This window comes from Actinomadura vinacea, from assembly GCF_039532545.1.
Lineage (GTDB): Bacteria > Actinomycetota > Actinomycetes > Streptosporangiales > Streptosporangiaceae > Spirillospora > Spirillospora vinacea.
Genome location: NZ_BAAARW010000016.1, coordinates 15,464 through 37,246, shown reverse-complemented (window position 1 = coordinate 37,246; position 21,783 = coordinate 15,464). Strand labels below are relative to the sequence as shown.

22 protein-coding genes and 1 tRNA gene are annotated in these 21,783 nt (G+C 73.1%); 17 read left to right on the top strand and 6 right to left on the bottom strand.

Annotation, left to right across the window (positions count from 1 at the left end):
- The 11 genes from ABD340_RS21435 to ABD340_RS21385 all read left to right on the top strand — a co-directional run bounded on the left by ABD340_RS21435 (position 1) and on the right by ABD340_RS21385 (position 13,160).
- Entirely contained in the window at positions 1 to 1,530 is a 1,530-nt protein-coding gene (locus ABD340_RS21435) for a methyltransferase (protein ID WP_344591039.1), read from the top strand.
- Entirely contained in the window at positions 1,527 to 3,296 is a 1,770-nt protein-coding gene (locus tag ABD340_RS21430) for a carboxyl transferase domain-containing protein (RefSeq protein WP_344591037.1), read from the top strand. The genes ABD340_RS21435 and ABD340_RS21430 overlap by 4 nt, the downstream gene beginning before the upstream one ends.
- The gene (locus tag ABD340_RS21425) at positions 3,293 to 3,928 is read left to right on the top strand and encodes an acetyl-CoA carboxylase biotin carboxyl carrier protein (RefSeq protein WP_344591660.1); all 636 of its coding nucleotides are present in this window, start codon (positions 3,293 to 3,295) and stop codon (positions 3,926 to 3,928) included. Before ABD340_RS21430 ends, ABD340_RS21425 begins: the two co-directional genes overlap by 4 nt.
- A 14-nt stretch (positions 3,929 to 3,942) precedes the next feature.
- Positions 3,943 to 5,361 carry an acetyl-CoA carboxylase biotin carboxylase subunit gene (locus ABD340_RS21420; RefSeq protein WP_344591036.1) on the top strand — a complete coding sequence of 473 codons (1,419 nt, stop codon included), beginning with the start codon at positions 3,943 to 3,945 and terminating at the stop codon, positions 5,359 to 5,361.
- The gene (locus tag ABD340_RS21415; protein WP_344591034.1) at positions 5,358 to 6,590 is read left to right on the top strand and encodes a cytochrome P450; all 1,233 of its coding nucleotides are present in this window, start codon (positions 5,358 to 5,360) and stop codon (positions 6,588 to 6,590) included. Before ABD340_RS21420 ends, ABD340_RS21415 begins: the two co-directional genes overlap by 4 nt.
- Positions 6,591 to 6,641: 51 nt before the next feature.
- Positions 6,642 to 7,286, top strand: coding sequence for a TcmI family type II polyketide cyclase (locus ABD340_RS21410; RefSeq protein ID WP_344591033.1), 645 nt, complete (start codon positions 6,642 to 6,644; stop codon positions 7,284 to 7,286).
- A 61-nt stretch (positions 7,287 to 7,347) separates the two neighbouring features.
- Positions 7,348 to 7,761 (top strand): DUF1761 domain-containing protein, encoded by a 414-nt coding sequence (locus ABD340_RS21405; protein WP_344591031.1) that lies wholly within the window; start codon positions 7,348 to 7,350, stop codon positions 7,759 to 7,761.
- Positions 7,762 to 7,934: 173 nt separating this feature from the next.
- Positions 7,935 to 8,366 carry a PPOX class F420-dependent oxidoreductase gene (locus ABD340_RS21400; protein ID WP_344591030.1) on the top strand — a complete coding sequence of 144 codons (432 nt, stop codon included), beginning with the start codon at positions 7,935 to 7,937 and terminating at the stop codon, positions 8,364 to 8,366.
- Complete coding sequence (locus ABD340_RS21395; protein ID WP_344591029.1) at positions 8,363 to 9,532, top strand: cytochrome P450; 1,170 nt, start codon at positions 8,363 to 8,365, stop codon at positions 9,530 to 9,532. Before ABD340_RS21400 ends, ABD340_RS21395 begins: the two co-directional genes overlap by 4 nt.
- 85 nt (positions 9,533 to 9,617) lie before the next feature.
- Positions 9,618 to 11,900: a M20/M25/M40 family metallo-hydrolase gene (locus ABD340_RS21390; RefSeq protein WP_344591028.1), complete on the top strand. Its 2,283-nt coding sequence runs from the start codon at positions 9,618 to 9,620 to the stop codon at positions 11,898 to 11,900.
- 75 nt (positions 11,901 to 11,975) lie between these two features.
- Positions 11,976 to 13,160 (top strand): MFS transporter, encoded by a 1,185-nt coding sequence (locus ABD340_RS21385; protein ID WP_344591026.1) that lies wholly within the window; start codon positions 11,976 to 11,978, stop codon positions 13,158 to 13,160.
- 33 nt (positions 13,161 to 13,193) lie between these two features.
- Here the strand turns inward: ABD340_RS21385 and ABD340_RS21380 are convergent, their stop codons facing one another.
- Positions 13,194 to 13,406: a DUF397 domain-containing protein gene (locus tag ABD340_RS21380; RefSeq protein ID WP_344591024.1), complete on the bottom strand. Its 213-nt coding sequence runs from the start codon at positions 13,404 to 13,406 to the stop codon at positions 13,194 to 13,196.
- Positions 13,391 to 14,200, bottom strand: a complete 810-nt coding sequence (locus tag ABD340_RS21375; RefSeq protein ID WP_344591022.1) for a helix-turn-helix domain-containing protein — start codon at positions 14,198 to 14,200, stop codon at positions 13,391 to 13,393. Before ABD340_RS21375 ends, ABD340_RS21380 begins: the two co-directional genes overlap by 16 nt.
- 109 nt (positions 14,201 to 14,309) lie before the next feature.
- Between ABD340_RS21375 and ABD340_RS21370 the strand changes: the two genes are divergently transcribed.
- Positions 14,310 to 14,591: a hypothetical protein gene (locus tag ABD340_RS21370; RefSeq protein WP_344591021.1), complete on the top strand. Its 282-nt coding sequence runs from the start codon at positions 14,310 to 14,312 to the stop codon at positions 14,589 to 14,591.
- A gap of 416 nt (positions 14,592 to 15,007) precedes the next feature.
- On the opposite strand, the gene ABD340_RS21365 is transcribed toward ABD340_RS21370, so the two are convergent.
- Positions 15,008 to 15,081: transfer RNA gene (locus ABD340_RS21365), tRNA-Thr, on the bottom strand.
- A gap of 354 nt (positions 15,082 to 15,435) precedes the next feature.
- On the opposite strand from ABD340_RS21365, the gene ABD340_RS21360 reads away from it, so the two are divergent.
- Entirely contained in the window at positions 15,436 to 17,070 is a 1,635-nt protein-coding gene (locus ABD340_RS21360; RefSeq protein ID WP_344591020.1) for a S8 family peptidase, read from the top strand.
- A gap of 5 nt (positions 17,071 to 17,075) precedes the next feature.
- On the opposite strand, the gene ABD340_RS21355 is transcribed toward ABD340_RS21360, so the two are convergent.
- Complete coding sequence (locus tag ABD340_RS21355; protein ID WP_344591018.1) at positions 17,076 to 17,237, bottom strand: hypothetical protein; 162 nt, start codon at positions 17,235 to 17,237, stop codon at positions 17,076 to 17,078.
- A gap of 278 nt (positions 17,238 to 17,515) precedes the next feature.
- On the opposite strand from ABD340_RS21355, the gene ABD340_RS21350 reads away from it, so the two are divergent.
- Complete coding sequence (locus ABD340_RS21350) at positions 17,516 to 17,821, top strand: SHOCT domain-containing protein (protein WP_344591016.1); 306 nt, start codon at positions 17,516 to 17,518, stop codon at positions 17,819 to 17,821.
- A gap of 144 nt (positions 17,822 to 17,965) precedes the next feature.
- Here ABD340_RS21350 and ABD340_RS21345 read toward each other — a convergent pair whose 3' ends face one another.
- Positions 17,966 to 18,565 (bottom strand): MarR family winged helix-turn-helix transcriptional regulator, encoded by a 600-nt coding sequence (locus tag ABD340_RS21345; protein WP_344591015.1) that lies wholly within the window; start codon positions 18,563 to 18,565, stop codon positions 17,966 to 17,968.
- 305 nt (positions 18,566 to 18,870) lie between these two features.
- Here ABD340_RS21345 and ABD340_RS21340 point away from each other — a divergent pair, with 305 nt between their 5' ends.
- The 3 genes from ABD340_RS21340 (at position 18,871) to ABD340_RS21330 (ending at position 21,030) form a co-directional block, all read left to right on the top strand.
- A complete protein-coding gene (locus ABD340_RS21340; protein ID WP_344591014.1) occupies positions 18,871 to 19,188 on the top strand; it encodes a DUF3263 domain-containing protein in 318 nt (105 codons plus the stop codon).
- Between the two features lie 18 nt (positions 19,189 to 19,206).
- Positions 19,207 to 20,034, top strand: a complete 828-nt coding sequence (gene otsB / locus ABD340_RS21335; protein ID WP_344591012.1) for a trehalose-phosphatase — start codon at positions 19,207 to 19,209, stop codon at positions 20,032 to 20,034.
- 123 nt (positions 20,035 to 20,157) lie between these two features.
- Positions 20,158 to 21,030: a hypothetical protein gene (locus tag ABD340_RS21330; protein WP_344591010.1), complete on the top strand. Its 873-nt coding sequence runs from the start codon at positions 20,158 to 20,160 to the stop codon at positions 21,028 to 21,030.
- A 58-nt stretch (positions 21,031 to 21,088) separates the two neighbouring features.
- Here ABD340_RS21330 and ABD340_RS21325 read toward each other — a convergent pair whose 3' ends face one another.
- Positions 21,089 to 21,655 carry a PadR family transcriptional regulator gene (locus tag ABD340_RS21325; protein WP_344591009.1) on the bottom strand — a complete coding sequence of 189 codons (567 nt, stop codon included), beginning with the start codon at positions 21,653 to 21,655 and terminating at the stop codon, positions 21,089 to 21,091.
- Positions 21,656 to 21,783 lie beyond the last annotated feature (128 nt).

The following is a 21,783-nucleotide window of genomic DNA, read 5'->3' as shown; positions in this document are numbered from 1 at the left end:
ATGGCCGCTCGTACCGACAACCAGATCCTGATCAACGCGCCCATGGAGCTGGTGTGGGAGCACACCAACGACGTGGCCGGCTGGCCGGACCTGTTCACCGAGTACGCCTCGGCGCAGATCCTCGACCGCGACGAGGACGGCTCGCTCACCTTCCGGCTCACCACCCACCCTGACGCGCAGGGCCGGGTGTGGTCCTGGGTGTCCCGCCGCACGCCCGACCCCGCCACCCGCACCGTGACGGCGCACCGGGTCGAGACCGGCGTGTTCGAGTACATGAACCTCCGCTGGGAGTACCACCAGGAGGCGTCCGGCGTGGTGATGCGCTGGATCCAGGAGTTCGCGATGAAGGCCGACTCCCAGATCCGCGAGGACGACATGCGGGACCACCTCAACAACACCACCGTCGTGCAGATGGCGCACATCAAGAAGGTGCTGGAGAGCCTGTCCCGGGACGGCGCCGAGTACGGCCCCGGCGACCTGCACGCCGAGCGGCTGCTGTACCTGACGTGCGGGATGCGGCTCGCGGCCGTCGTGGCCGCGCTGGCCGAGCTGGGCATCGTCGACCTGGTCGCGGACGGGCCGCACACCGTCGCCTACCTGGCCAACGGCAGCCGGACGAATCCGGACGCCCTGTACCGGCTGCTGCGCTGCGCCGCGTCCGTCGGGATCATGACCGAGCTGCCCGACGGCCGGTTCGAGAGCACCCCGCTGGCGGAGGGCATGCGCGGGGGCCATGCCTACAGCCTGCGGCCGCTGGTGCTCTACAGCGCGCGGCCGTTCGTCACCGGGTCCTACGCGGAGCTGGTGCACAGCGTCCGGACGGGCGAGCCCGCGACCGCGCCGGCGCTCGGCTCGGGCATCGAGCGGTACTTCGAGGACAACCCCGAGGAGGGCACGTCCTACGAGCGCACCATGACCGAGCTGGGCCGGTGGGAGACCGAGCGGCACCTGGACGCCGTCCGGCCCGAGCGGTTCGGCCGCATCGCCGACATCGGCGGCGGTCAGGGGCACTTTCTCGCCGAGGCGCTGCGCCGCGCCCCGAACGCGTCCGGCGTCCTGTTCGAGCGGCCCGGCGCGGCCGCGGCGGCGGGCGAGGTGCTCGCCGAGCACGACGTCGCGAACCGGGTGACCACCGTCGCCGGCGACTTCTTCGCCGATCCGCTCCCGGACGGCTGCGACGCCTACATCCTCAAAGCCGTCCTGCACGACCACCCGGACGATCGGGCCGAGGAGCTGCTGCACTCCGTGCGGAAGGCGATCGGCGACCGGGACGCGCGGCTGTTCGTGGTCGAGCAGGTCGTCGCCGCGGGCAACCGCTGGGACCACGCCAAGTTCCTCGACCTGGACATGCTGGTGATCTTCGGCGGCCGCGAACGCGGCCTGGACGAGTGGCGGCGGCTGTTCGCCAGATGCGGGTTCGAGCTGGTCAACCGGCCCGGCGAGGGCCATTGGACCGTTCTGGAATGCCGTCCCGCCGGAGCCGGAGCCCAGTCCGGCGCCGGGGCGGCCGATCCTGGAGGGCCGCGATGACCGTCCGCACCGACCCGGCGCTGCCCTGGGTGCTGTGCCCGGGCTGCCGCATCCCGCAGTACGCCCACAGGCTGGCCCGTGACCTGGACGTCTGCCCCGGCTGCTCCGCGCACCTGAGAGTGGGCGCGCGGGAGCGGCTGCGGCAGCTCCTGGACCCGGGCACCGCCGTCCCCATCCCCGGAGCCGCGAGCGCGCTGGACGACCCGCTGCGGTTCCACGACACCATGCCCTACCCCGAACGGCTGAGCCGGGCCCGCGAGATGAGCGGGATCGACGAGGCGGTGCTGACCGCGGCCGGCGAGATCGGCGGCCGGCCGGTGGTGGTGGCCGCGATGGACTTCGCCTTCCTCGGCGGCAGCCTGGGCATGGCCGCCGGGCAGCGGCTGTGCGACGCCGCCGCGGCCGCGCTCGACCGGGGCGTGCCGCTGCTCACCGCCACCGCCTCCGGCGGCGCGCGGATGCAGGAGGGGATCTTCTCGCTGCGGCAGATGGCCCGGATCGCGGCGGCGTTCGCGCGCCTGGACGAGGCCGGGATCCTCACCGTGACGCTGGTGACCGACCCGACCTACGGCGGGGTCGCCGCGTCCGTGGCGACCCTGGCCGATGTGATCATCGCCGAGCCGCGGGCGCGGATGGGCTTCGCCGGGCCCAGGGTCGTCCGGCAGATCACCCGGACCGCGCTGCCGCCGGGCTTCCAGACCGCCGAGTCGCTGGCCGCGCGCGGGCTCGTCGACCGGGTGGTGCCGCGGCGGTCGCTGCGGCCGGTGCTGGCGTCGCTGCTCGGCTGCGGCCGCGCGGACGGCCGTCCCATCGGGCGGAACGCGGGCCCGGCCGTCCCGGCCGGGTTGGCGGTGGTGCGGGATCCCGACCTGCTCGCCCCCGTCGACCCCTGGGAACGGGTGAAGCGCGCACGCGACCTGGACCGGTCCACAACGCTCGACCACATCGCGTTCCTCTGCACCGACTTCCAGGAGCTGCACGGCGACCGCACCGGGGCCGACTGCCCGGCGCTGGTCGGCGGGCCGGCCCGGTTCCGCGGCCGGACCGTCGTGATCATGGGGCACCAGAAGGGGCGGACGGCGCGCGAGCTGTCCGGCCGCAACTTCGGCATGGCGACCCCGACCGGCTACCGCAAGGCCGCCCGCCTGGCCGCGCTGGCCGCCAAGCTGCGCTGCCCGCTGATCACGCTGGTGGACACGCCGGGCGCCGACCCCCGGGTCGAGGCCGAGAACGGCGGCCAGGCGGGCGCGATCGCCGCGAACCTGCGGATGATGGCGCGGCTGCCGGTGCCGATCGTCAGCGTCATCACCGGCGAGGGCGGCAGCGGCGGCGCGCTCGCGCTGACCGTCGCCGACCGGCTGCTGATGCTGGAGAACGCGGTGTACTCGGTGATCAGCCCGGAGGGGTGCGCCGCGATCCTGTGGCGCGCCGAGAACGCCGCCCCGGAGGCCGCCGCCGCGCTCCGCCTCGACGCCGCCGGGCTGCTCCGCGCGGGCGCGGTCGACGGGGTCGTCCGGGAGGCCGTGACCGCCGACGGCGAACCCGACCGGGACGCCACGATGCGCGCCGTCGGCGAGGCCATCGAGGCCGAGCTCGACGCGCTCGACGGGATCCCGGCCCTGCAGCTGGTCGAACGGCGGCTGGCGGGCCTGCTCGAATCCGACGGTGCGGTGGCGGCCGCCGCGGCGCCCGTGCTGGCGGCGGCGGTGGGCCCGGACATGAGCCAGGAACGGAGCCCGGAGAGGAACGGTGCGCCGTGCCGATGAACAAGGCGACCAACAGTTCGGTGGACGGCCAGGTGGACGGCCAGGCGGACGGCCAGGTGGAGGGAACCGCCGCCCCTGACGGTCCGGTGGCCGACCCCACCGAGACGCTGGAGAGCGCCTGCCGCAGCGTGCTGGGGCTGATCGAGGCCGTCGCCGCCGGCGAGCCCCGGCGGATCGCCGTCCACGTCGACCGGATCGGGCTGGAGATCGAATGGCCCGGCCGGGACCCGGCGGGGGCGGGCGCGGAGACCGTCCACCAGGCCGCGACGGGCGCCGTGGCGCCGTCCGCGGCCGTCCTGTCCCCGGCCGCCGCGCCCCAGGGCCCCGCGCCGCAGGCCGCCGCGGCGCGCGGTGCGCCCGCGGCGGCCGGGGACGCCCCTGCCGGTGCCGACCACCAGGTCAAGGCCGCCAACGTCGGCACCTTCTACCGCCGCTCGGACCCGTCGGCCGAGCCGTTCGTCGAGGTCGGCGACCGGGTGGAGGCGGGCGGCCAGGTCGGGATCGTGGAGGCGATGAAGCTGATGATCCCGGTCGAGGCCCCGGTGGCGGGCACCGTCACCGCGATCCACGCCGAGGACGGCGCGCCGGTGGAGTACGACCAGCCGCTGCTGTCGATCCGGCCCGTGACGTGAGCGGGGGTGGCCGCATGATGACCCGGGTGCTCGTCGCCAACCGCGGCGAGATCGCAGTGCGCGTGATCCGCGCCTGCCGGGAACTGGGGCTGGACACCGTCGCCGTCCACTCGACCGCCGACGACGGCGCCGCGCACGTGACCGCCGCCGACCGGTCGGTGCGGATCGGGCCGCCACCCGCCGGGCGCAGCTACCTGAGCATCCCCGCGATCCTGGAGGCCGCGCGGATCACCGGCGCCGACACGGTGCACCCCGGCTACGGCCTGCTGTCGGAGGACCCCGACTTCGCCGAGGCGTGCCGGGCCGCCGGGCTCATCTTCGTCGGCCCGTCGGTGGAGGCGCTGCGCATCCTCGGCGACAAGATCAACGCGCGCCGGATCGCCGCCGCGGCCGGGCTCGCCGTGCTGCCCGGCTCCGCCGAGCCGGTCGGCTCGGCCGCGCAGGTCCGGGCGCACGCCGCCCGGACCGGCTACCCGCTGATCCTCAAGGCGGCGGCCGGCGGCGGCGGGCGCGGCATGGAGACCGTGAGCGGACCCGGCGAACTGGCCGCCGCGCTGGCCCGGGTCCGCTCCGCCGCCACCTCGCTCTTCGGCGACGAGCGGGTGTTCGTCGAGCGGTTCCTGCGCAGCGCCCGGCACGTGGAGATCCAGATCCTCGGCGACCGGCACGGCGGCCTCATCCACCTGGGCAGCCGGGACTGCTCGCTGCAGCGCCGCAACCAGAAGATCGTCGAGGAGGCCCCGGCGCCCGCGCTCCCGGACGCGCTGCTCGACAGCATCGCCGCCGACGCGGTGCGCTGCGCGGCCGAGATCGGCTACCAGGGCGCCGGCACGTTCGAGTTCCTGGTCGAGCCGGACGGCGCGTACTGGTTCATCGAGGCCAACTGCCGGATCCAGGTCGAGCACCCGGTCACCGAGATGGTCACGGGGGTCGACCTCGTCCAGGAGCAGCTGCGCGTCGCCGCCGGCGAGCCCCTGATCGCGGGCGGGCCGGGGGACGGGGCCCGGCCGATCCGGGGATGCGCGATCGAGGTCCGGATCAACGCCGAGGACCCCGCCCTCGACTTCCGGCCCGCCCCCGGGCGGCTGGACGAGGTCGCCCTGCCCGCCGGCCCGTTCGTCCGCGTCGACACCCACGTGGACAGCGGGGCGACGGTGCCCGCCGAGTACGACCCGCTGCTGGCCAAGATCGTCGTCTGGGCGCCGGACCGGGCGGGCGCGCTGGCCCGGATGGACCGGGCCCTGGCCGAGTGCCGGATCGGCGGGCCCGGCGTCCGCACCAACCGCGACTTCCTGCGCGGGCTGCTGCGCCACCCGCGGGTGCGCGCGGCCTCGCACGACACCGCGCTGCTGGCCGGGCTCACCGCCGGCGGCGCGGCCGAGCTCATCGCGTCCACCGCCAATGCCCCGACCGGGCAGGGAGGCCCGTCATGACGGAGAACACGACCCGGACCGAGAACACGAGCCAGTCCGACACCGGGGGCGAGCAGTGCCCCGCCTTCCCCTTCGCCTGGCGGGGCGTCGACCCGGCCCCCGAGTACGCGCGGCTGCGCAACGAGCAGCCGATCCTCCGGGTGCGGCTGCCCAGCGGCCACCGGGCATGGCTGGTGACCCGGCACGAGGACGCCCGCCGCGTGTTCACCGACCAGCGGCTCAGCCGGGCCGCCGCCAACGAGGCCACCGGCGACGACTTCGCGGGCATCAACCCGCCGGCCGGTTCCCTGTTCGCGCTGGACCCGCCGGAGCACACCGCGGTCCGCCAGCTGGTGAACAAGACCTTCACCGCGCGCCGGGTGGAGGAGCTGAAACCGCGGATCGCGACGGTGGCCGAACGGCTCGTCGACCGGCTGATGCAGCAGGGCCCGCCCGCCGACCTGGTCGGCGGCTTCGCCCAGCCGCTGTCGATGGGCGTGCTGTGCCACCTGCTCGGCGTGCCCAGCGCCGACCACGGCCGGCTCGTCGAGTGGTCGCACGCGCTGCTGTCGACGGCGGGCAGCGGCGACGAGGTCGCCGCCACCCGCAAGCGGCTCGGCCAGTACGTGGCGGGGCTGATCGAGACCAGGCGGCAGGCGCCCACCGACGACCTGGTCTCGGCCCTGATCGAGGCCGTCGAGCGCGAGCGGGCCGCGCCGCACCAGGCGATCCTGCTGGTCATGGCCATCCTGGTCGGCGGGCACGATGCCATGGCCAACCAGACCGCCAGCACCGCCTACCTGCTGCTGACCCGTCCGGGACTGATCGAGCGGCTGCGCGCCGAGCCGGAGCGGATCCCGGAGGCGGTCGAGGAGTTCCTGCGCTACACCTCGCTGATCGCGGTCGGCGGCTTCCCCCGGATCGCGCTGGAGGACGTCCGCATCGGCGACGTGCGGATCCGCAAGGGCGAGACGGTCATCGCGGCCATCGACTCCGCCAACCGCGACGACACGGTCTTCGCCGACCCCGACGCGCTCAGCGTCGACCGGTGCCCCCGCGGCCACCTGGCCTTCGGGCACGGCACGCACCGGTGCCTGGGCGCCCAGCTCGCCCGCGCCGAGCTGGCCATCGCGATCCGCACGCTGCTGGCCGCCATGCCCGGCATGCGCACGGCGGTGCCGGTCGACCGGCTGGATTGGGACCGCGACTCGATCGGACGCGGCCTGCGCTCCCTCCCCATCACCTGGTGAACCCCGCCAGGCCCCGTCCCACCCGCCCATCCCGAACGAGAGGAGCCGCACATGCGATCACGACCGACCCACCGGGCGCTGATGGTCCGGCTGGTCGAGCCGGACGATCTCGACGCCGTGGCGGCGGCGTTCCACGAGCACGACCGCACCGACCTGCCCGCCCGCATCGGCGTCGCACGCCGGACCCTGCTGCACTACCACGGCCTCTACATGCACCTGGTGGAGGGCGACCGGCACTTCCAGGACAACATGTTCGCCGCGCGCGAGGATCCGCTGTTCCGCGAGATCGACCGCAAGCTCGCCACGCTCCTCACCCCGTTCGACCCCGACCGCCCCAGCATGGCCGAAGCGCAGGCCCAGGAGTTCTACCACTGGTCGAACGACCCGCCGCCCGCGGCCTACCGCCAGCTCCTGGAGATCGAGGTGGAGGTGGGGCGCGGCGAGGAGTTCGAACGGACCTGGAGCGCGATGGCCGACGCGATCGGCCGGCAGCCCGAGAACGCCGGGCAGTCGCTGTCCCGCGACCGCGGCGACGCCCGCACCTTCTACGTCGTGAGCGACTGGACCAGCGAGGAGGCGTTCGACCGCTTCCGCCGCTCCCCCGAGCACGGAGCGCTCGCCGAGGCGATCAGATCGCTCAGCACCAGGATCCGCATGACCGGCATGCACATCCGCGTGCACAAGGACCCAGCGTGAACGAGAACCCGTCCGGCACCGCGGGCCGCCCCGCCGGCCCGCCCTCCCCGAAGGAGTCGCGATGACCGTCCTGACCGAGTTCGACGACGTCAACTATCTGGCGGTGACAGCGGCCGCGGTGATCAGACTGCCGCTCGCCGCCGTCTGGCACTCACCGCTGATGTTCGGCCGCCTTTGGGAGCGGGCCGTCGGCCTCACCCCACAGCAGATGGTCCGCCGTCCGCTGCCCGCCCTGTTCGCCCTCGCCTTCCTGACGTCCCTGGCCGGCGGGACCGTGCTGGCCCTCATCCTCGGCCGGGACGCGGGCGCGGCCACCGGCGCGCTGGCCGGGCTGCTCGTCGGGCTCGGCGTCGCCGGCGGGGCGCTGGTCAGCTCGATGGCGCTCGAGGCGCGCCCGCGCGTGCTGATCGCCCTGGACACGGCGTTCCACGCCGCGGTGTTCACCATCACCGGGGCCGTCATCGGCGGCTGGTGATCCGACCCGGCCGCACCCGGCGGGGGTCGCCGCACGAGGCGACCCCCGCCGCTTTCATGCCGCTGACCAGGGCTTTCGCGTCGGCGAACCGTCGGTGCTTCGTAGGTGCCCGCACCTAGCGTCGGGAGTGACGCGACCACCGGCCGACGCACACGCAACAGGAGGGGCCGGAGATGAGTGGAACGAGCAGTCCGTTCAGTGACGCTGAACGCGAGTACATGCTGGGCAGGGGGGTCGGACGACTCGCCACCCTGGGCCCCGATGGGACGCCCCACGTGCGTCCCGTCGTCTACCGGTTCAACCCGGCCGACGGCACGATCGACATCGGCGGCTCCAAGCTGGCGGCCACCCAGAAGTTCCGCAACGTGCTCAAGAACCCGCGGGCCACGTTCATCGTCGACGACGTGGCGCCCCAGGGCTCGGAGGCGCCGCGGCCCGGACGGGGCCGGGGCGTGGAGGTCCGCGGCCACGCCGAGGTGCTGACCGGGCACGACCGCCTGGCCTCGCACCACAGCGACGAGCTCATCCGGATCCGGCCCGGCCGCGTCATCACCTGGAACCTGTCGGCCGAGCAGTGCGACACGCGAGGGCGGGACGTGCGATGACCGCCGAGAGGACCGCCGAGGGCCCGCCGCTGCTCACCGAGGTGCGGGTGGTCGGGCCGGTGACGCGGGTGCGGATGCTGTCCGGCGAGATCGGCTACCTGGTGACCCGCTTCGAGGAGGCCCAGCAGGTCCTGGCCGATCCGGTGTTCAGCCGCGCGGCGCTCTTCCGTCCCGGGGCGCCCAGGGAGCTGCCGCGCGAGACCGTCGGCACCCCCCGGACGCTGTTCAACATGGACCCGCCCGACCACACCCGGCTCCGGCGCGTGGTCGCCAAGGGCTTCACGCGCAAGCGGATCGACTCCCTGCGGGCCGGCATCGAGACCGTCGTCGACGGCCTGCTGGACGGGATGGCGGAGACCGGGCCGCCGGCGGACCTGGTCGAGGCGCTGTGCGTGCCGCTGCCCGTCACCGAGATCTGCCAGCTGCTCGGCGTGCCGTACGAGGACCGCGCGTCCTTCCGCGCCTGGACCGAGACGGTCATGTCGGTGACCGGCTACACCCAGGAGGAGGTCGGCCGGGCGCGCCAGGATCTGCACCGCTACCTGACCGCACTGGTCGCCGCCAAGCGCGCCGAGCCCGCCGACGACTTCCTGAGCGCCCTCCTGGTCATCCGCGACGAGGAGGACCGGATCAGCGAGGAGGAGCTGGTCAGCCTCGGGATCACGCTGCTGGTCGCCGGGCACGGGACCACCATGAACCAGCTGGGCGGGAGCGTGCACGCGCTGCTGACCCGCCCGGGGATGTACGCCGCGCTGCACCAGGACCCCGGGCTGATCCCCACGGCGGTGGAGGAGCTGCTGCGGCTCGTCCCGGCGGTGACGGTCAGCAGCCCCCGCCTGGCCACCGAGGACGTGGAGCTCGGCGGCGTGCTGGTGCCCGCCGGAAGCGTGGTCGCGCTGTCGGCGATCGCGGCCAACCGCGACCCGGCCGTCTTCGCCGAACCGGAGACGATGGACCTCGCGCGTCCCGACAACCACCACATCACGTTCGGGCACGGCCCGCACTTCTGCGTGGGCACGCAGCTCGCCCGCGCCGAGCTCCAGGTGGCCATCGGCAGCCTGGTGCGCCGCTTCCCGGACCTGAGGCTGGCGGTCGACCCGGCCGAGATCCGCTGGCGGACGAGCGCCCTGATCCAGGGCCCGGTGGAGCTCCCCGTCGCCTGGTAGACGGACCGGAGTACATCGTTCGAGCCACACGGAGATCGTTCGCGCAGAGGAGGGCTACCGGGAAACGGCCCAATAGCGTTCCAGCGTGGGACTTCACCTGGGGAAACGCGTTGATGAGGGCACCGGTCACAGCAGGGGGCGCGCGCTGTGGCCGGTGCCGGCCGTGCTGCTGGCACTGATCGCCCTGGCGGTGCTGGACGCGCGGCCGCCCCGCCCGGCACCGGCCCACGCCCCGCGAACGGAGTTCAGCGCGGCACGGGCACACGAACAGGTGCGGGCGATCTCCGCCGAGCCGCATCCGTCCGGCACCGCGGCCAACGAGCGGGTGCGCGACCATGTGGTGCGCAGGCTCGCCCGGCTCGGGCTGCGTCCCGAGGTGCGGCGCGGCGTCGGACGGCTCCAGGTGTCCGGGCAGCCTCTGACCGGGGCGGCTCAGGTGGACAACATCGTCGCGACCATCCCCGGCACCGATCCGACCGGACGGGTCATCCTGGCCGCGCACTACGACTCCGCGGCCGCCTCGCCAGGCGCCGCCGACGACGGCGCCGGGGTGGCGACGCTGCTGGAGACCGCGCGGGTGTGGCAGGAGACGGCCCGGCGCCCCCGCAACGACCTGGTGTTCCTGTTCACCGACGCCGAGGAGCCGGGGCTGTACGGCGCGGAGGCGTTCGTCCACCAGGACCGCTACCCGGGCAAGCCGACCGTCGTCCTCAACCAGGAGGCCCGCGGGTCCGGCGGCGCGGCGCTGATGTTCCGAACGTCTCCAGGGAACGCCGGACTGGTGGAGGCGTTCGCCGGCGTTCCCCATCCGGCGGGGGACTCGTCCACCGGGGCGCTGTTCTCGCTGCTGCCCAACGACACCGACCTGTCGAGTTTCACCCGCGGCGGCTTCAAGGGCATGGACACCGCGCTGGTCGGCGCGGGCGCCCACTACCATTCCGCCCTCGACAACGCCGAGAACCTGGACCTGCCGAGCCTCCAGCAGATGGGCGCCAACGCGACCGCGCTGTCGCAGTCGCTGGCCCGCACGGACCTCGCCGACCTGAACTCGCGGTCGGACGCGGTGTACTTCCCGATCCCCGGGCTGCTGGTGCGGTACCCGGCGGCGTGGGAGCCCGTCCTGGCGCTGGGGGCCCTCGGACTCACCGTGCTGTGGGCGGTGCTGGCGCGGCGGCGGCGCCTGCTGACGATGCCCGCGCTCGCCGGGGCGACGGCCGGCGGCCTGGTACCGATGATCGGATCGGTGGCGGCCGGGCTGGGGCTCTGGGCGGCCGTGGCGGCGATACGTCCAGCCGACGCGGCCTCGGCGGTGGGGGAGCCGTACCGGCCCGCGTGGCTCCTCGGCGCCGTGCTCGCGCTGGCGATCGCCATCAACGGCGGCTGGTACGCGCTGGTCCGCCGCCGTCTGGGCGTGGCCGCGGCGGCCGTGGGCGGTGCGGGCCTGACCGCGCTGATCGCCGTGCCGCTGGCGTTCACCCTTCCGGGACTGTCCTACCTGTTCACGCTCCCCGCACTGGGCGCCGCCGCGGCCGGTGTGGCCGTCACGCTGACGGACCGGACCGCGGTGAGGGCGGCGGCGTTGACGGTCGGGCTGGCCCCCGCGGCCGTGCTCTGGGGCGGCGGAATCGCGTCCGCCTTCCCAACCGGCGGCGTCTCCGAGACGGTCCCCCTGATCGCCTTGATGCTCAGCCTGGCGGCACTGGTGGCCGCGCCGCTGCTGGACACCGGCGCTCGCCGGACCCCGCTGGCCGCGACGGTGCTCACCTGCGCGCTGGTGGCCGGGCACTTCACCACCGGGTTCGACGCCCGCCGCCCTACGCAGACCATGCTCGCCTACGCACTGGACGCCGACCGCCAGACGGCCACCTGGTTCGCCCCGGCCCAACACCCGCTGGCGCCAGGCGCGCCCCGTCCGACCGACGACCTGCTTCCCTGGCGCGGCAACGAGCGGATGCGCACGGGCCCCGCTCGTCCGGCAGCCCTGCGACCCCCAACGGCCGCAGTGCTGGACGACAGCCGCACCCCCGACGGAACCCGCGTCCTGCGGTTGCGGCTGAACTCCGTCCGCGGTGCCCCCACGATCGGCCTGTTCGTGGACGCCGCCACGACCGTACGGTCGGCGCGGGTCGGGAACCGCGACATGCTCCTCAACAAACGGGAAGGGCGCTGGGACCTGCGCCTACAGGTCATCAACCCGGGCAAGGCCGGGGTGGAGGTGACGCTGCGCCTCCAGGGCAGCGGACGGCTCCGTTTCCGGCTGACCGACCTGTCGTACGACCTGCGCGCCGTCCCCGGCTACCGGCCGCCACCGTCCACGACGATCAACCGATACCCCGAACTGTCCGTTTCCCGGGACTACACCGTTTGATATCGGTTTGCCTATCGGATCTCGCTCAATATCCATATTGGACCCACCAGATGTCTCTCTGGTCTGCTCTGTCCCGTGACCATCGCCCCTCCCGCCCCCGCCCCTCCGGGGCCCGCCGCGGACCCGTCCCGCCGGGTGATCGTGACGATGGTCGCGATCCAGTTCGCGGCCTGCCTCGGCTTCTTCTCCGTGATGGCGCACCTGGTCGCGTACCTCCGGCACGACCTGGGCCTGCTGGCCGGCACGGTCGGGGTGATCCTCGGGGTGCGGGTCGGCCTGCAGTTCGCCCTGCTGATGCCGGTCGGCGCGATCACCGACACGCTCGGCCCGCGCCGCACCGGGGTGATCGCCTGCGCGCTGCGCGCGCCGGGCTTCGTCCTGCTCGGGACCGCCGAGAGCGTGGGCGCGCTGCTCTGCGCCGCCGTCCTCATCGCAGTGGGCGGCGCGCTCTACAACCCCACGGCCCACACCGTGCTGGCCGGTGTCGCCCCCGCCCGCCGTTCCGGCGGCTTCGCCGCCTACGCGGCGACCCAGCACATCGGGACGGTCGTGGCCCCGCCCGTGGGTCTCGCCCTCCTGGCCGTGGGGCCCGGGTTCACGCTCCTGGCCGGAACGGCCGCCGCCATGTGGACGATCGCCGGCGCCCTGTTCCTCCTCCTGCCCAAAGGCGGGAAGGAGCCGTCCACCCCGCGCTTCGGCGAGGTCCTCAGGGGTCTGCGAGGCGTGTTCGGTGACCGCAGGTTCCTGCTCTTCGCGTTGACGACCGCCCCCTCGTCGCTGCTGGCCAACCACATCATGACGGCCGTCCCGAACCTGGGCTTCACCGCCGGCACGGCGACCCTCTGCTTCTCCGTCCTGGCCGCGGTCGCCGCGGCCGCCCAGCCGTTCGTCGCCGCCGGCCACCGGGGAGAGCGCACCTGGGTGTTGCGCCTCGGCCTGCTGTGCGCCGCGGCCGCGTTCCTCGTGCTCGCCTGGCTCGACGGCACGGAGACCGGGCCGCTCATGTTCGCCGCCGTCCTGAACGGCGTGGCGAACGGGCTCGTCCAGCCCTCGATCTTCCAGCACACCGCCCGCCACGCCCCGCTCGAACGCTACGGCGCGTACTACGGCGTCCTGGCCTTCTGCGCCGGCATGTTCTCCTGCGTGGGCGACATGGTGATCGGCCGGGTCTTCGACCTGGGCCCGGCAGGCGCCACCGCGGCCCTCCTGGGCGTGGCCGCCTTCGCCCTGGCCGCCGCCCTGACCACCCGCCGCCCCTGACGAGGCGTCCGTACGCCAGGGGGCTCTGTCGTCTTACAGATCCAGATCCCCGGCCTTGATTCGGGAGACGAGACCAGCAACCGATTTCCTGTCGAAGGTGAGTACAGTCCCGTCTGGGTCGGTACTGTCCCGGACACCTACGGAGAGGGGCAGGTCCGCCAGCTCAACGCACGTTCCGCCCTCTTGACCGCTGTAACTGCTCTTGCGCCAGTTGGCACGCTTCAGGTCCGTCACAGGTTCTCCCATACCTCTCGGATCAGGGCCTCTGAGGCCAAGTCCGTCATGGCTGCCGTCCCGATCATGTCCCACAGCTTCCGTAGTTCCCCAACCTGGGAGCTTAGTTCGACGACTCGGCCGCCGATAGCGGCGCCCTCTACGTATCCAATGTCCGGTTCATCGTCCCTGCTGAAGAGGGTGAACCCTCCGGAGGGGAAGACCTGGGCGTCCTTCGGTACTACCCGGACGTTGATATGCGGCTCGGCTACCAGTTCCAAGAGCTTCCCGAGTTGATCCTTAGTTGTGTCCTGGTTCCCCACAACCTTCAGAACGGCTGTCTCCTGGATCAAGACCACGATCCACGGGGGATCCTCCCGGGTCAGGATCCCCTGTCGTCCCATGCGTGTTGATATCGACTGTTCAAGCTTGCTAGCGCGTTGACCTGGCCTAAGAACCTCTCGTGCGTAGTCCTGCGTCTGGAACAGTCCTGTCACGACGAATGGCTCGTAGACCCGCACGGCGGTGGCCGTCCACTCAAGATCCGCATATGGTCGAAAGAAGACAGGTATGCCCTCTTTGGCCGCCAGCGGCTGTAGTTCCTGAAATTGCTCATCTGTCTCGAAATAGTCATCGGCCCTCTTGGCGAACTCGGGAGACGGTGCCTGTGACGCCGTCTCCACCTTGGAGATCGTGTCGTGTGAATAGTCGAGCTCCTTGGCCAGCTCAGCCTGAGACAGACCCGCCTGATCGCGGAGTTTCCGCAGCTTAGCGCCGAACAAAGCAGCGGCGGACTCGGTCGGGTCGAGTCGCTTCCGGTTGACCACGAGTTGGCTCCGAGATTGTCGAGTTGAGAAAAGTTCGCCCCACTTTCGCGTCTAGTAAACACGCCCCACGATGTGTGTCACAAGACGCTGATGGACGGAGGGGCGACTCATGGCGGAGCCCAAGAAATCGATCTACATCGCATCCGGAGAATCTCTCCCCCCATATAAGCCGCCGACCGGTCGATGGGCAGAGCCGTTCTACTCACAGGACGAGCGTCGTTGGGTGGCCTACCTTCGGCATCCCCTGTCCATGGCCGAGGAGAATGATCGACTCCGTACGAAGGTCAGTGGAGTGACCAAGGAAGAGGTCCTGAAGGAAATGGAGACTCAGGACGAGAAGGCCCGCGAGCTTCAGACGGCTCGCGGCTATCTTTACGGGAACACGCTGTGACTCTCGGAGACGTCTTCTGGGAAGGCGTGTCCTGGGTGCTGGCGCTTGCGGCCGGTTTCACCGTCTTCGGGATTCTGCTGGGTGCCTGGCTCCACTCAAGACTTCACAGCTGTCGTGCCGGTCGACATAAGGCCGGTGCAAGCCCTCCCAGGCACGTGACCCGTGCGACTGACCCTGCACCTCGCGGCTCTGGGAGCGCCCTCACGGGCGGGGTCGAGACAGCCCCGCAGTACTCCCCCGTCCGTGGGGGCTCCACTTACACCTACCCCAGCGGTAGGGGTGATCGATGACGGGGGGTGCGACCACGAGCCGGAGGCGGACGGTTGAAAGAACGGAGCTCCCGGCGGTGATCCGCCGGGAGCTTCCTGAAGGTGTCGCGCTCGTGGGTACCGGCGAGACTCCACACCGTCCCCAAGAGCCCCCGGCCGGGTTCGAACCGGCGACCTGCCGCTTACAAGGCGGCTGCTCTGGCCAGCTGAGCTACGGGGGCCTGCCGGCTCAGACGCCGACGGGGCACACAATACCGTCAGCCGCGGGCGTGGCGCGGCCCCTTATTCGCGGCGGCGGCCTGGGCGTACGGGACGGCGGGAGCCGGGTGAAGTAGATCACAAAGGGCTCGGGCCGGGCAGGTCGCCGATACGGCGGAAGGCCCGTGCCGTCTGGAGCGTCCCCCGATGCGTCGAGCGGCCCGGACCTCGCGATCGGCCCATGGCACAATGTTGGCTCCCGCCTCGGGGCGGGACGAGGGGCCATGCCCCCCGGGGCCGGTGCGCTCGATCCCGCGGGCCTTCCGGGGTGTGGGGCCCCCCACCGACCTGATGCGGCCGCGAGGAGGTACGCCGGCGTGTCTCGTGCAGGACGTGCCCGCCCCTCCGCCAGGATCGCCGCCACCGCCACGGTGGTCACGCTCGCCGCCGCCTTCGTGGTGCCGGCCGCGACGCTCTCCGACGGCGCCGCCGCCGCCGACCGGCGGGCCGCGCCGACCGACCAGATCCGCGCCCGCGAATGGCATCTGAACGCGATGCGCATCCCCCGCGCATGGCGGACGACCAGGGGCGCGGGCATCACCGTCGCGGTGCTCGACACCGGGGTGGACCGCCGCCACCCCGACCTCGCCGGGCGGGTCACCACCGGCCCCGACCTCACCGGCGGGACGCGCCGTCCCGGCAGCCGCTACTGGGGCCTGCACGGCACCTCGATGGCCAGCATCATCGCCGGGCACGGCAACGGCCCCGGCCAGACGCGCGGAGTGATCGGCGTCGCCCCCCAGAGCCGGATCCTGTCGGTCCGGGTGACCTGGGAGAACGACGACCCGCAGCGGCAGAGCGGCGATCAGGTCGGCCGCAACCGGGACGCGGTGGCCCAGGGCATCCGGTACGCCGTCGACCAGGGCGCGCACATCATCAACATGTCCCTCGGCGGCGGGCGGCTGTTCTACGACGGCAACTCCACCGAGGAGAACGCGATCCGGTACGCGCTGAGCAAGGGCGTGGTGCTGATCGCCTCGGCCGGCAACGACGGTGCCGGCCCCAACCGCAACAACTTCCCCGCCGCCTACCGGGGCGTGATCGCCGTCGGCGCGCTCGACCGCCGGCTGCGCGTGTGGAAGGACAGCAACCGGCGGCCGTACGTGGCCGTCTGCGCGCCCGGCGTCGAGATCGTCAGCGCCGACTCCAGCAGCGGCTACGTCCTCGGGACGGGCACCAGCCCCTCGTCGGCCATCGTCGCCGGGGTCGCCGCGCTGATCCGCGCCCGCTACCCCAGGCTCAAGCCGGAGCAGGTGCGGCAGGCGCTGGTGCGCGGCGCCGTCCCGAGCCGGCCGACCGGGTCGTCCACCTGCCAGGGGCCCCTGGACGCGGTCCGCGCCCTCGCCGCGGCGGGCAAGATCAATCAGACCGCGTACGGTCCCGGCGCGCGACCCGCCACCACCGCGGCGTCGCCCGTGCCGTACGCCGAGGCCGCCCCCGAGGACGGTGGCGGGCTGCTGCTGGCCGCCGTTCTGGGCGGGGGCGGCGGACTGGTCGGCATCGGGGTGCTGCTGGCATGGTGGCAGCGCCGCAGGCCCGAGCCCGAATACGACGACTTCGACGACTACGGCCTCGGGACACAGCGCCCGCCCGCGGCGGACCAGGGCGTCCCCCCGGTCAATGCCCCCCTCTGGCAGAGCAACGAGGTCTACTCGGCGCCGCCCGACGTGACACCGCCCTGGCCGGCCCCGCCGCGTCCGACGGGCGAGCCCGGCGCGGGAATCGGGCCGCCCATCCCCGGCGAACTGCGCCCGTTCCTGCAGGGGAACGGCTCTGGAGCGGCGGGGGATTCCACCTTCCTCGACGATGAGGAATGGGAGCGGTTCCGGCGGAACGCGCTCGAAGGCCCCGGGAACCTGGACGCGCCCCCTGCCAGCGGCCCTCGCCCCTACGTACGACCAGCGGACGACCCCGATCCCCGCGAGGACGACTACCGGCCACCCTGGTGGTGAACTGATCAGGGCGGTCCGAGCACCTCGGGGGTGGCCAGAGCGCAGGCGGTCTCGGCGAAGTACCGCTCGGGCACCTGCTCGGCCAGGCCCAGGGTGACGCCCTGGCTGGGGCCGACCATGAGCGCCCTGAGAGCGGTGGCCAGACGCCGCGCCTGCCGCGGCGTCACGGTGCCCCGTGGTGCGATCTCCCGGTGAACAGTGCGGTCAGGCGTTCCTCGTGTGCCCGCACGGACGCGGCGAACCTGGCCTGCAGGTCGGGATCGCGCAGGGCTGGTCGCCTTCGGACGTCGGCTCCCGCCCGGCCACCTCAGCGGCCAGGCAGAGGACCGTTTCGTCTCCTAGGCAGGGCCTACTACGGCGGGCGTAGCCGCGGAGTCTCCGGCCGTACGATGCCGCGGCCCGAACCTGTCGCCGAACATCGACTCATCCACGAAAGAGGAGGTCGATGACCATGCTGACGACGATGGCATTCCACCCCGGGCCGGGGCCATGGCAGGACGGGCCCGGCATGTCGGACGCCCCCGCCTGGTGGCCGGTGTTCCCGCTCACCTTCGGGATGTTCTGGGTGGCGGTGGCGATCGGGGTCTTCTACCTGGTGCGCCGCCGGATCACGGCGAACGCCGCCGCGACGGCCGCCGCGTCCGACCCGACGGCCCGCGCCCGCTCCGTCCTGGCCGAGCGTTTCGCCCAGGGGGAGATCGACGAGGACGAGTACCAGACCCGCCTGTCGGCCCTCCGCTACGACGCATGACCTTCGCCCCTCCGAGGCCGGCCCGCCATGCCGAGGGCCGGCCCCGGAGACACAGGTCGGTGGGGGCGACCCCTCAGGCTCCCCGGCAAGGGCGGACTGAACCGCCGCCTTCCACTCCGCTGGCGCTCCGCTCCAGGCGGCGGGTCAGTCGGCATGTGCCTCTTCGAAGATCCGGTCGACGCGGTCGGCCTCCATGGGGGCGCGGGCGGCGGCGTCGGTGAAGCGGGTGAGGAGGCGGGCGAAGTCGGTGCGCTCGTCCGGGGTCCAGTCGGCCATCAGCTCGTCCAGGTAGGCGCGGCGGGACCGGTCGGCGACCTGCTTGACCCGTGCGCCCGCGGCGGTGAGGCCGAGGTTGGCGCGGCGCGCGTCGACGGGGGACGGGCGGCGCGACACCAGGCCCGCGTCGATGGCGTGGCCGACCAGGCGGCTGGCGGTCGAGGGGTCGATCTCCAGGCGTTCGGCGACGGCGCCGACGGTGACCTCGGCCTCGGCGTTCAGGGCGGCGACCGCGTGCACGACCATGAGGTTCGACAGCTGCAGCGGGCGGGCGCCCGGGCCGGACGAGGTCTGCGCCCGGATCCGCTTCATCAGGTCGGGCTTGGCCCAGACGCGCCGGAGATGGAACAGCGCGAGGGAGATCTCGGCCAGCGCGGGATCGGCCAGCACAGGGTCGGACGGCGCGGGGACGGGCCGCTCGGGGGGCTCCGCGGGCCGCCCGAGCGGCGAGCTGTTCTCCCTGGTCATGCCCATGATCCTCCGTCGGCCGCGGGGCCTGTGCCGGTACGGTACAGGCGTTGACGCATGTACCCTGCATGTGTTCAAACGGAACCCGTCCTTCCGGGGTTCCCGGTCCCTCCGCGCCGTCGGCGACCGCGTTACAGCCCTTCTCCGAGCAGCCCGACCCGTTCCGCGCGAACACCGGACGATGCCCGCGGGGGCGCGTAGCATGGCACCGGCCGAACCCGGACGACCCGGGATTAGTGACCACAGAGGGGACCTCAATGAGCGAGGCGCCAGCCCCCGGCGACGGTCCCCAGCAGGACGGAAGCATGAACGATGGCCCAACTCTGGAACCGGTGACCGAAGGCCTGGAAGACGACGGAGCCTTCCCCGGCGACCTGCTGTCCGAGCGTGACCGCCAGATCCTCGCCTTCGAGCGGCAGTGGTGGAAGTACGCCGGAGCCAAGGAGCAGGCGATCCGCGAGCTGTTCGAGATGTCGGCGACGCGGTACTACCAGCTCCTCAACATCCTCATCGACCGACCCGAGGCGCTCGAGCACGACCCGATGCTGGTGAAGCGCCTGCGCCGGATGCGTACGCAGCGGCAGCGGCAGCGCGCCGCGCGCCGTCTCGGCATCCGGCCCTGAGTGACCAACACTGGTCACGTGAACCCATCGCACCCCCTTACGGCCGCCGGCGCCGGTGGCCTGGACGCCCTCCGCGACGATCCCGCCGGGGCCGTGCTCGGCTTCGACTTCGACGGCACGCTCGCGCCGATCGTGGACGACCCGGCCGCGGCCCGCGCCCATCCCCAGGCGGCCCCCGCACTGGCCCGCCTGGCCCCGAGGGTGGCGGCGCTGGTCGTCATCACCGGCCGGCCCGCCGCAGTCGCCGTGGAGCACGGCGGTTTCGAGGGCATCGACGGGCTCGTGGTGCTGGGCCAGTACGGCCTGGAACGCTGGGTGAACGGCGAGCTGACCGCGCCCGAGCCGCCGCCCGGCGTGGCCGAGGCGCGCGCCAAGCTGCCCGAGATCCTCAAGGCGTCCGGCGCTCCCGCGGAGGTCTATGTCGAGGACAAGGGGCGGGCGCTGGCCGTCCACACCCGGCGCTGCGCCGAGCCCCAGGTGGCGCTGGACCGCCTCCGCAGCCTCATGGACGCCCTGGCCGAACGCACCGGTCTCGTCGTGGAGCCGGGACGGTTCGTCCTGGAGTTGCGGGCGTCCGGCATGGACAAGGGCAGGGCGCTGCGCGGCTTCGTCGACGAGGTGAAGCCCAGTGGCTCGCGCCCGTCCGCTGTGCTCTTCGCCGGGGACGACCTGGGCGACCTGGCCGCGTTCGACACGATCGACGCCCTGCGCGCCGAAGGGGTGCCCGGGGTGAAGGTCTGCAGTGGTTCCACCGAGGTGACCGCCCTGGCCGAGCGCGCCGATCTCGTCGTCGACGGCCCCGACGGTGTGATCGAGTTCCTGGAGACGCTGCTCCCCCTGGAGTAAGGGACTGTCCGGACGGAACAACCGCGCCGCGGGCGATTGGCGTATTTTGCATTACCTTGGGCAGTCGCGCGGGTGAAGATTGCCTTCTGCGTAAGACTGTGCGCCGAGGAAGAGGAGGGTGAGGTGGACACCGAGCCGGGAACACCGCGCCGGCGGCAGCCGGATCCTGCGGCGCCGCAGGTGACGCCGCTCGTTCCTCCCGCGCAGAGCGCCCGTCCGTCCAAGCCGCTCGGATCGCGCGAGACCAGCGGAGTCCAGGTGCGCCTCGGTGCCCGCCGCCGCGGCCGTGAACGGGCTCGGCGCCCGGTGGCCGGGCCCCCGCCCGAGCGGCGCCGGAGGCGGAAGAGGTTCGTCGCCGCCGGGCTGGTGTCGGGCATCGCCGCCGCCGGGCTGGCCGCGGGCGCGATCGTCCTGCTGCCCCGGTCGAACGGCGTGCAGGTCAGCCCCGAGCCGCAGACGGTCGGCGGGAGAACCGGCACGGTCCCGGCACGGGCGCCGCGCACCGGCGCGCCGGTCGAGATCGGCACCGCCGACGGCTCCCGGTACCGGATCGCGGCCGTGCGGGCCGGCCTCGACGACGGGGTGGCGCCGCAGCAGTCGTCGCCGGCGGCACGCTCGGCGGCCCCCTTCATCGAGTACGTCCTGACCAACCCGTCGCGGCAGCGGGTGCTGCTCGACTTCCCCGGGGACGTCTTCGTGCGGCGCGATCTGGTGGCGCCGCGGGCGCGCGGCCGCTGCATGTGGCAGGCCGGGGTGCCAGAGAGCATGTGCACGCCGCCGATCAAAAGCGGGATCGTCCGGACGGTCGCGGGCCGCGGCCCCGAGCCGGGGGACGGCGGCGACAAGTACATGGCGCCAGGCGCGTCCTATCTGGTGCGGGCGACGGTGGACGTGCCGGTGGACCGGCGGGTCAGGCGGGCCGACATGCGGCTGTACATCTGGAAGCAGCTCTACGTGGCCGACCAGCTGGCCAAGGAGGCACCTTTCCCGGGCTGACCCGTGACGTGGAAGAGCCCGGGACCCGTTCGGGGCCCGGGCTCTTCGCCTTGAGGGATCACTCGGCTTCGGGGTCGTCGGCGAGGATGCCGTACAGGCGGCGGCGGGCGTCGTTGACGACGTCCAGCGCGCGGGCCTTCTGGTTCTCGCTGCCGACGGCCATGACCTGGTGCAGCGCCCCCATGAGCTGCCCCACGGCCTCGCGTCCGCGCAGCGCGTTCTCCCCGGCGGCCTCGGTGATCTCCTCCCAGGGGACGGAGGTCTGCCCGGCGACCTCCTCGCGGCCGCTGTCGGTGAGCGCGAACAGCCGCTTGCCGTTCTCTTCCTGGCTGGTGACCCGGCCCTCTTCCTCCAGCAGCTGCAGCGTCGGGTAGACCGAGCCGGGGCTGGGGCGCCAGACGCCGCCGGTGCGCTCGTCGAGTTCCTGGATCATCTCGTAGCCGTGCATGGGCCGCTCGGCCAGCAGGGCCAGCAGGGCGGCGCGGACGTTGCCGCGCCGGGTGCGCCGGCCGCGGCCACCGCGCCCGCGCCCGCCGCGATGGCCGCCGGGGCCGTCCCAGGGGCCGAACGGTTCGCCGCGGCGGGCCCGCTCCTCCGGAGTGATGAATCGTCTTCCGTGCCTCATCGCGTTCTCCTTCTACTGGTGATCGGTTGCGATGCATTAACGATATATCGTCGAATGCTCGCGATGCAACTTTGAAGGCGTGAAGGGTTGACACGGGGCATGCGAAGGCGGCAGGGGAGCGAGGCTCG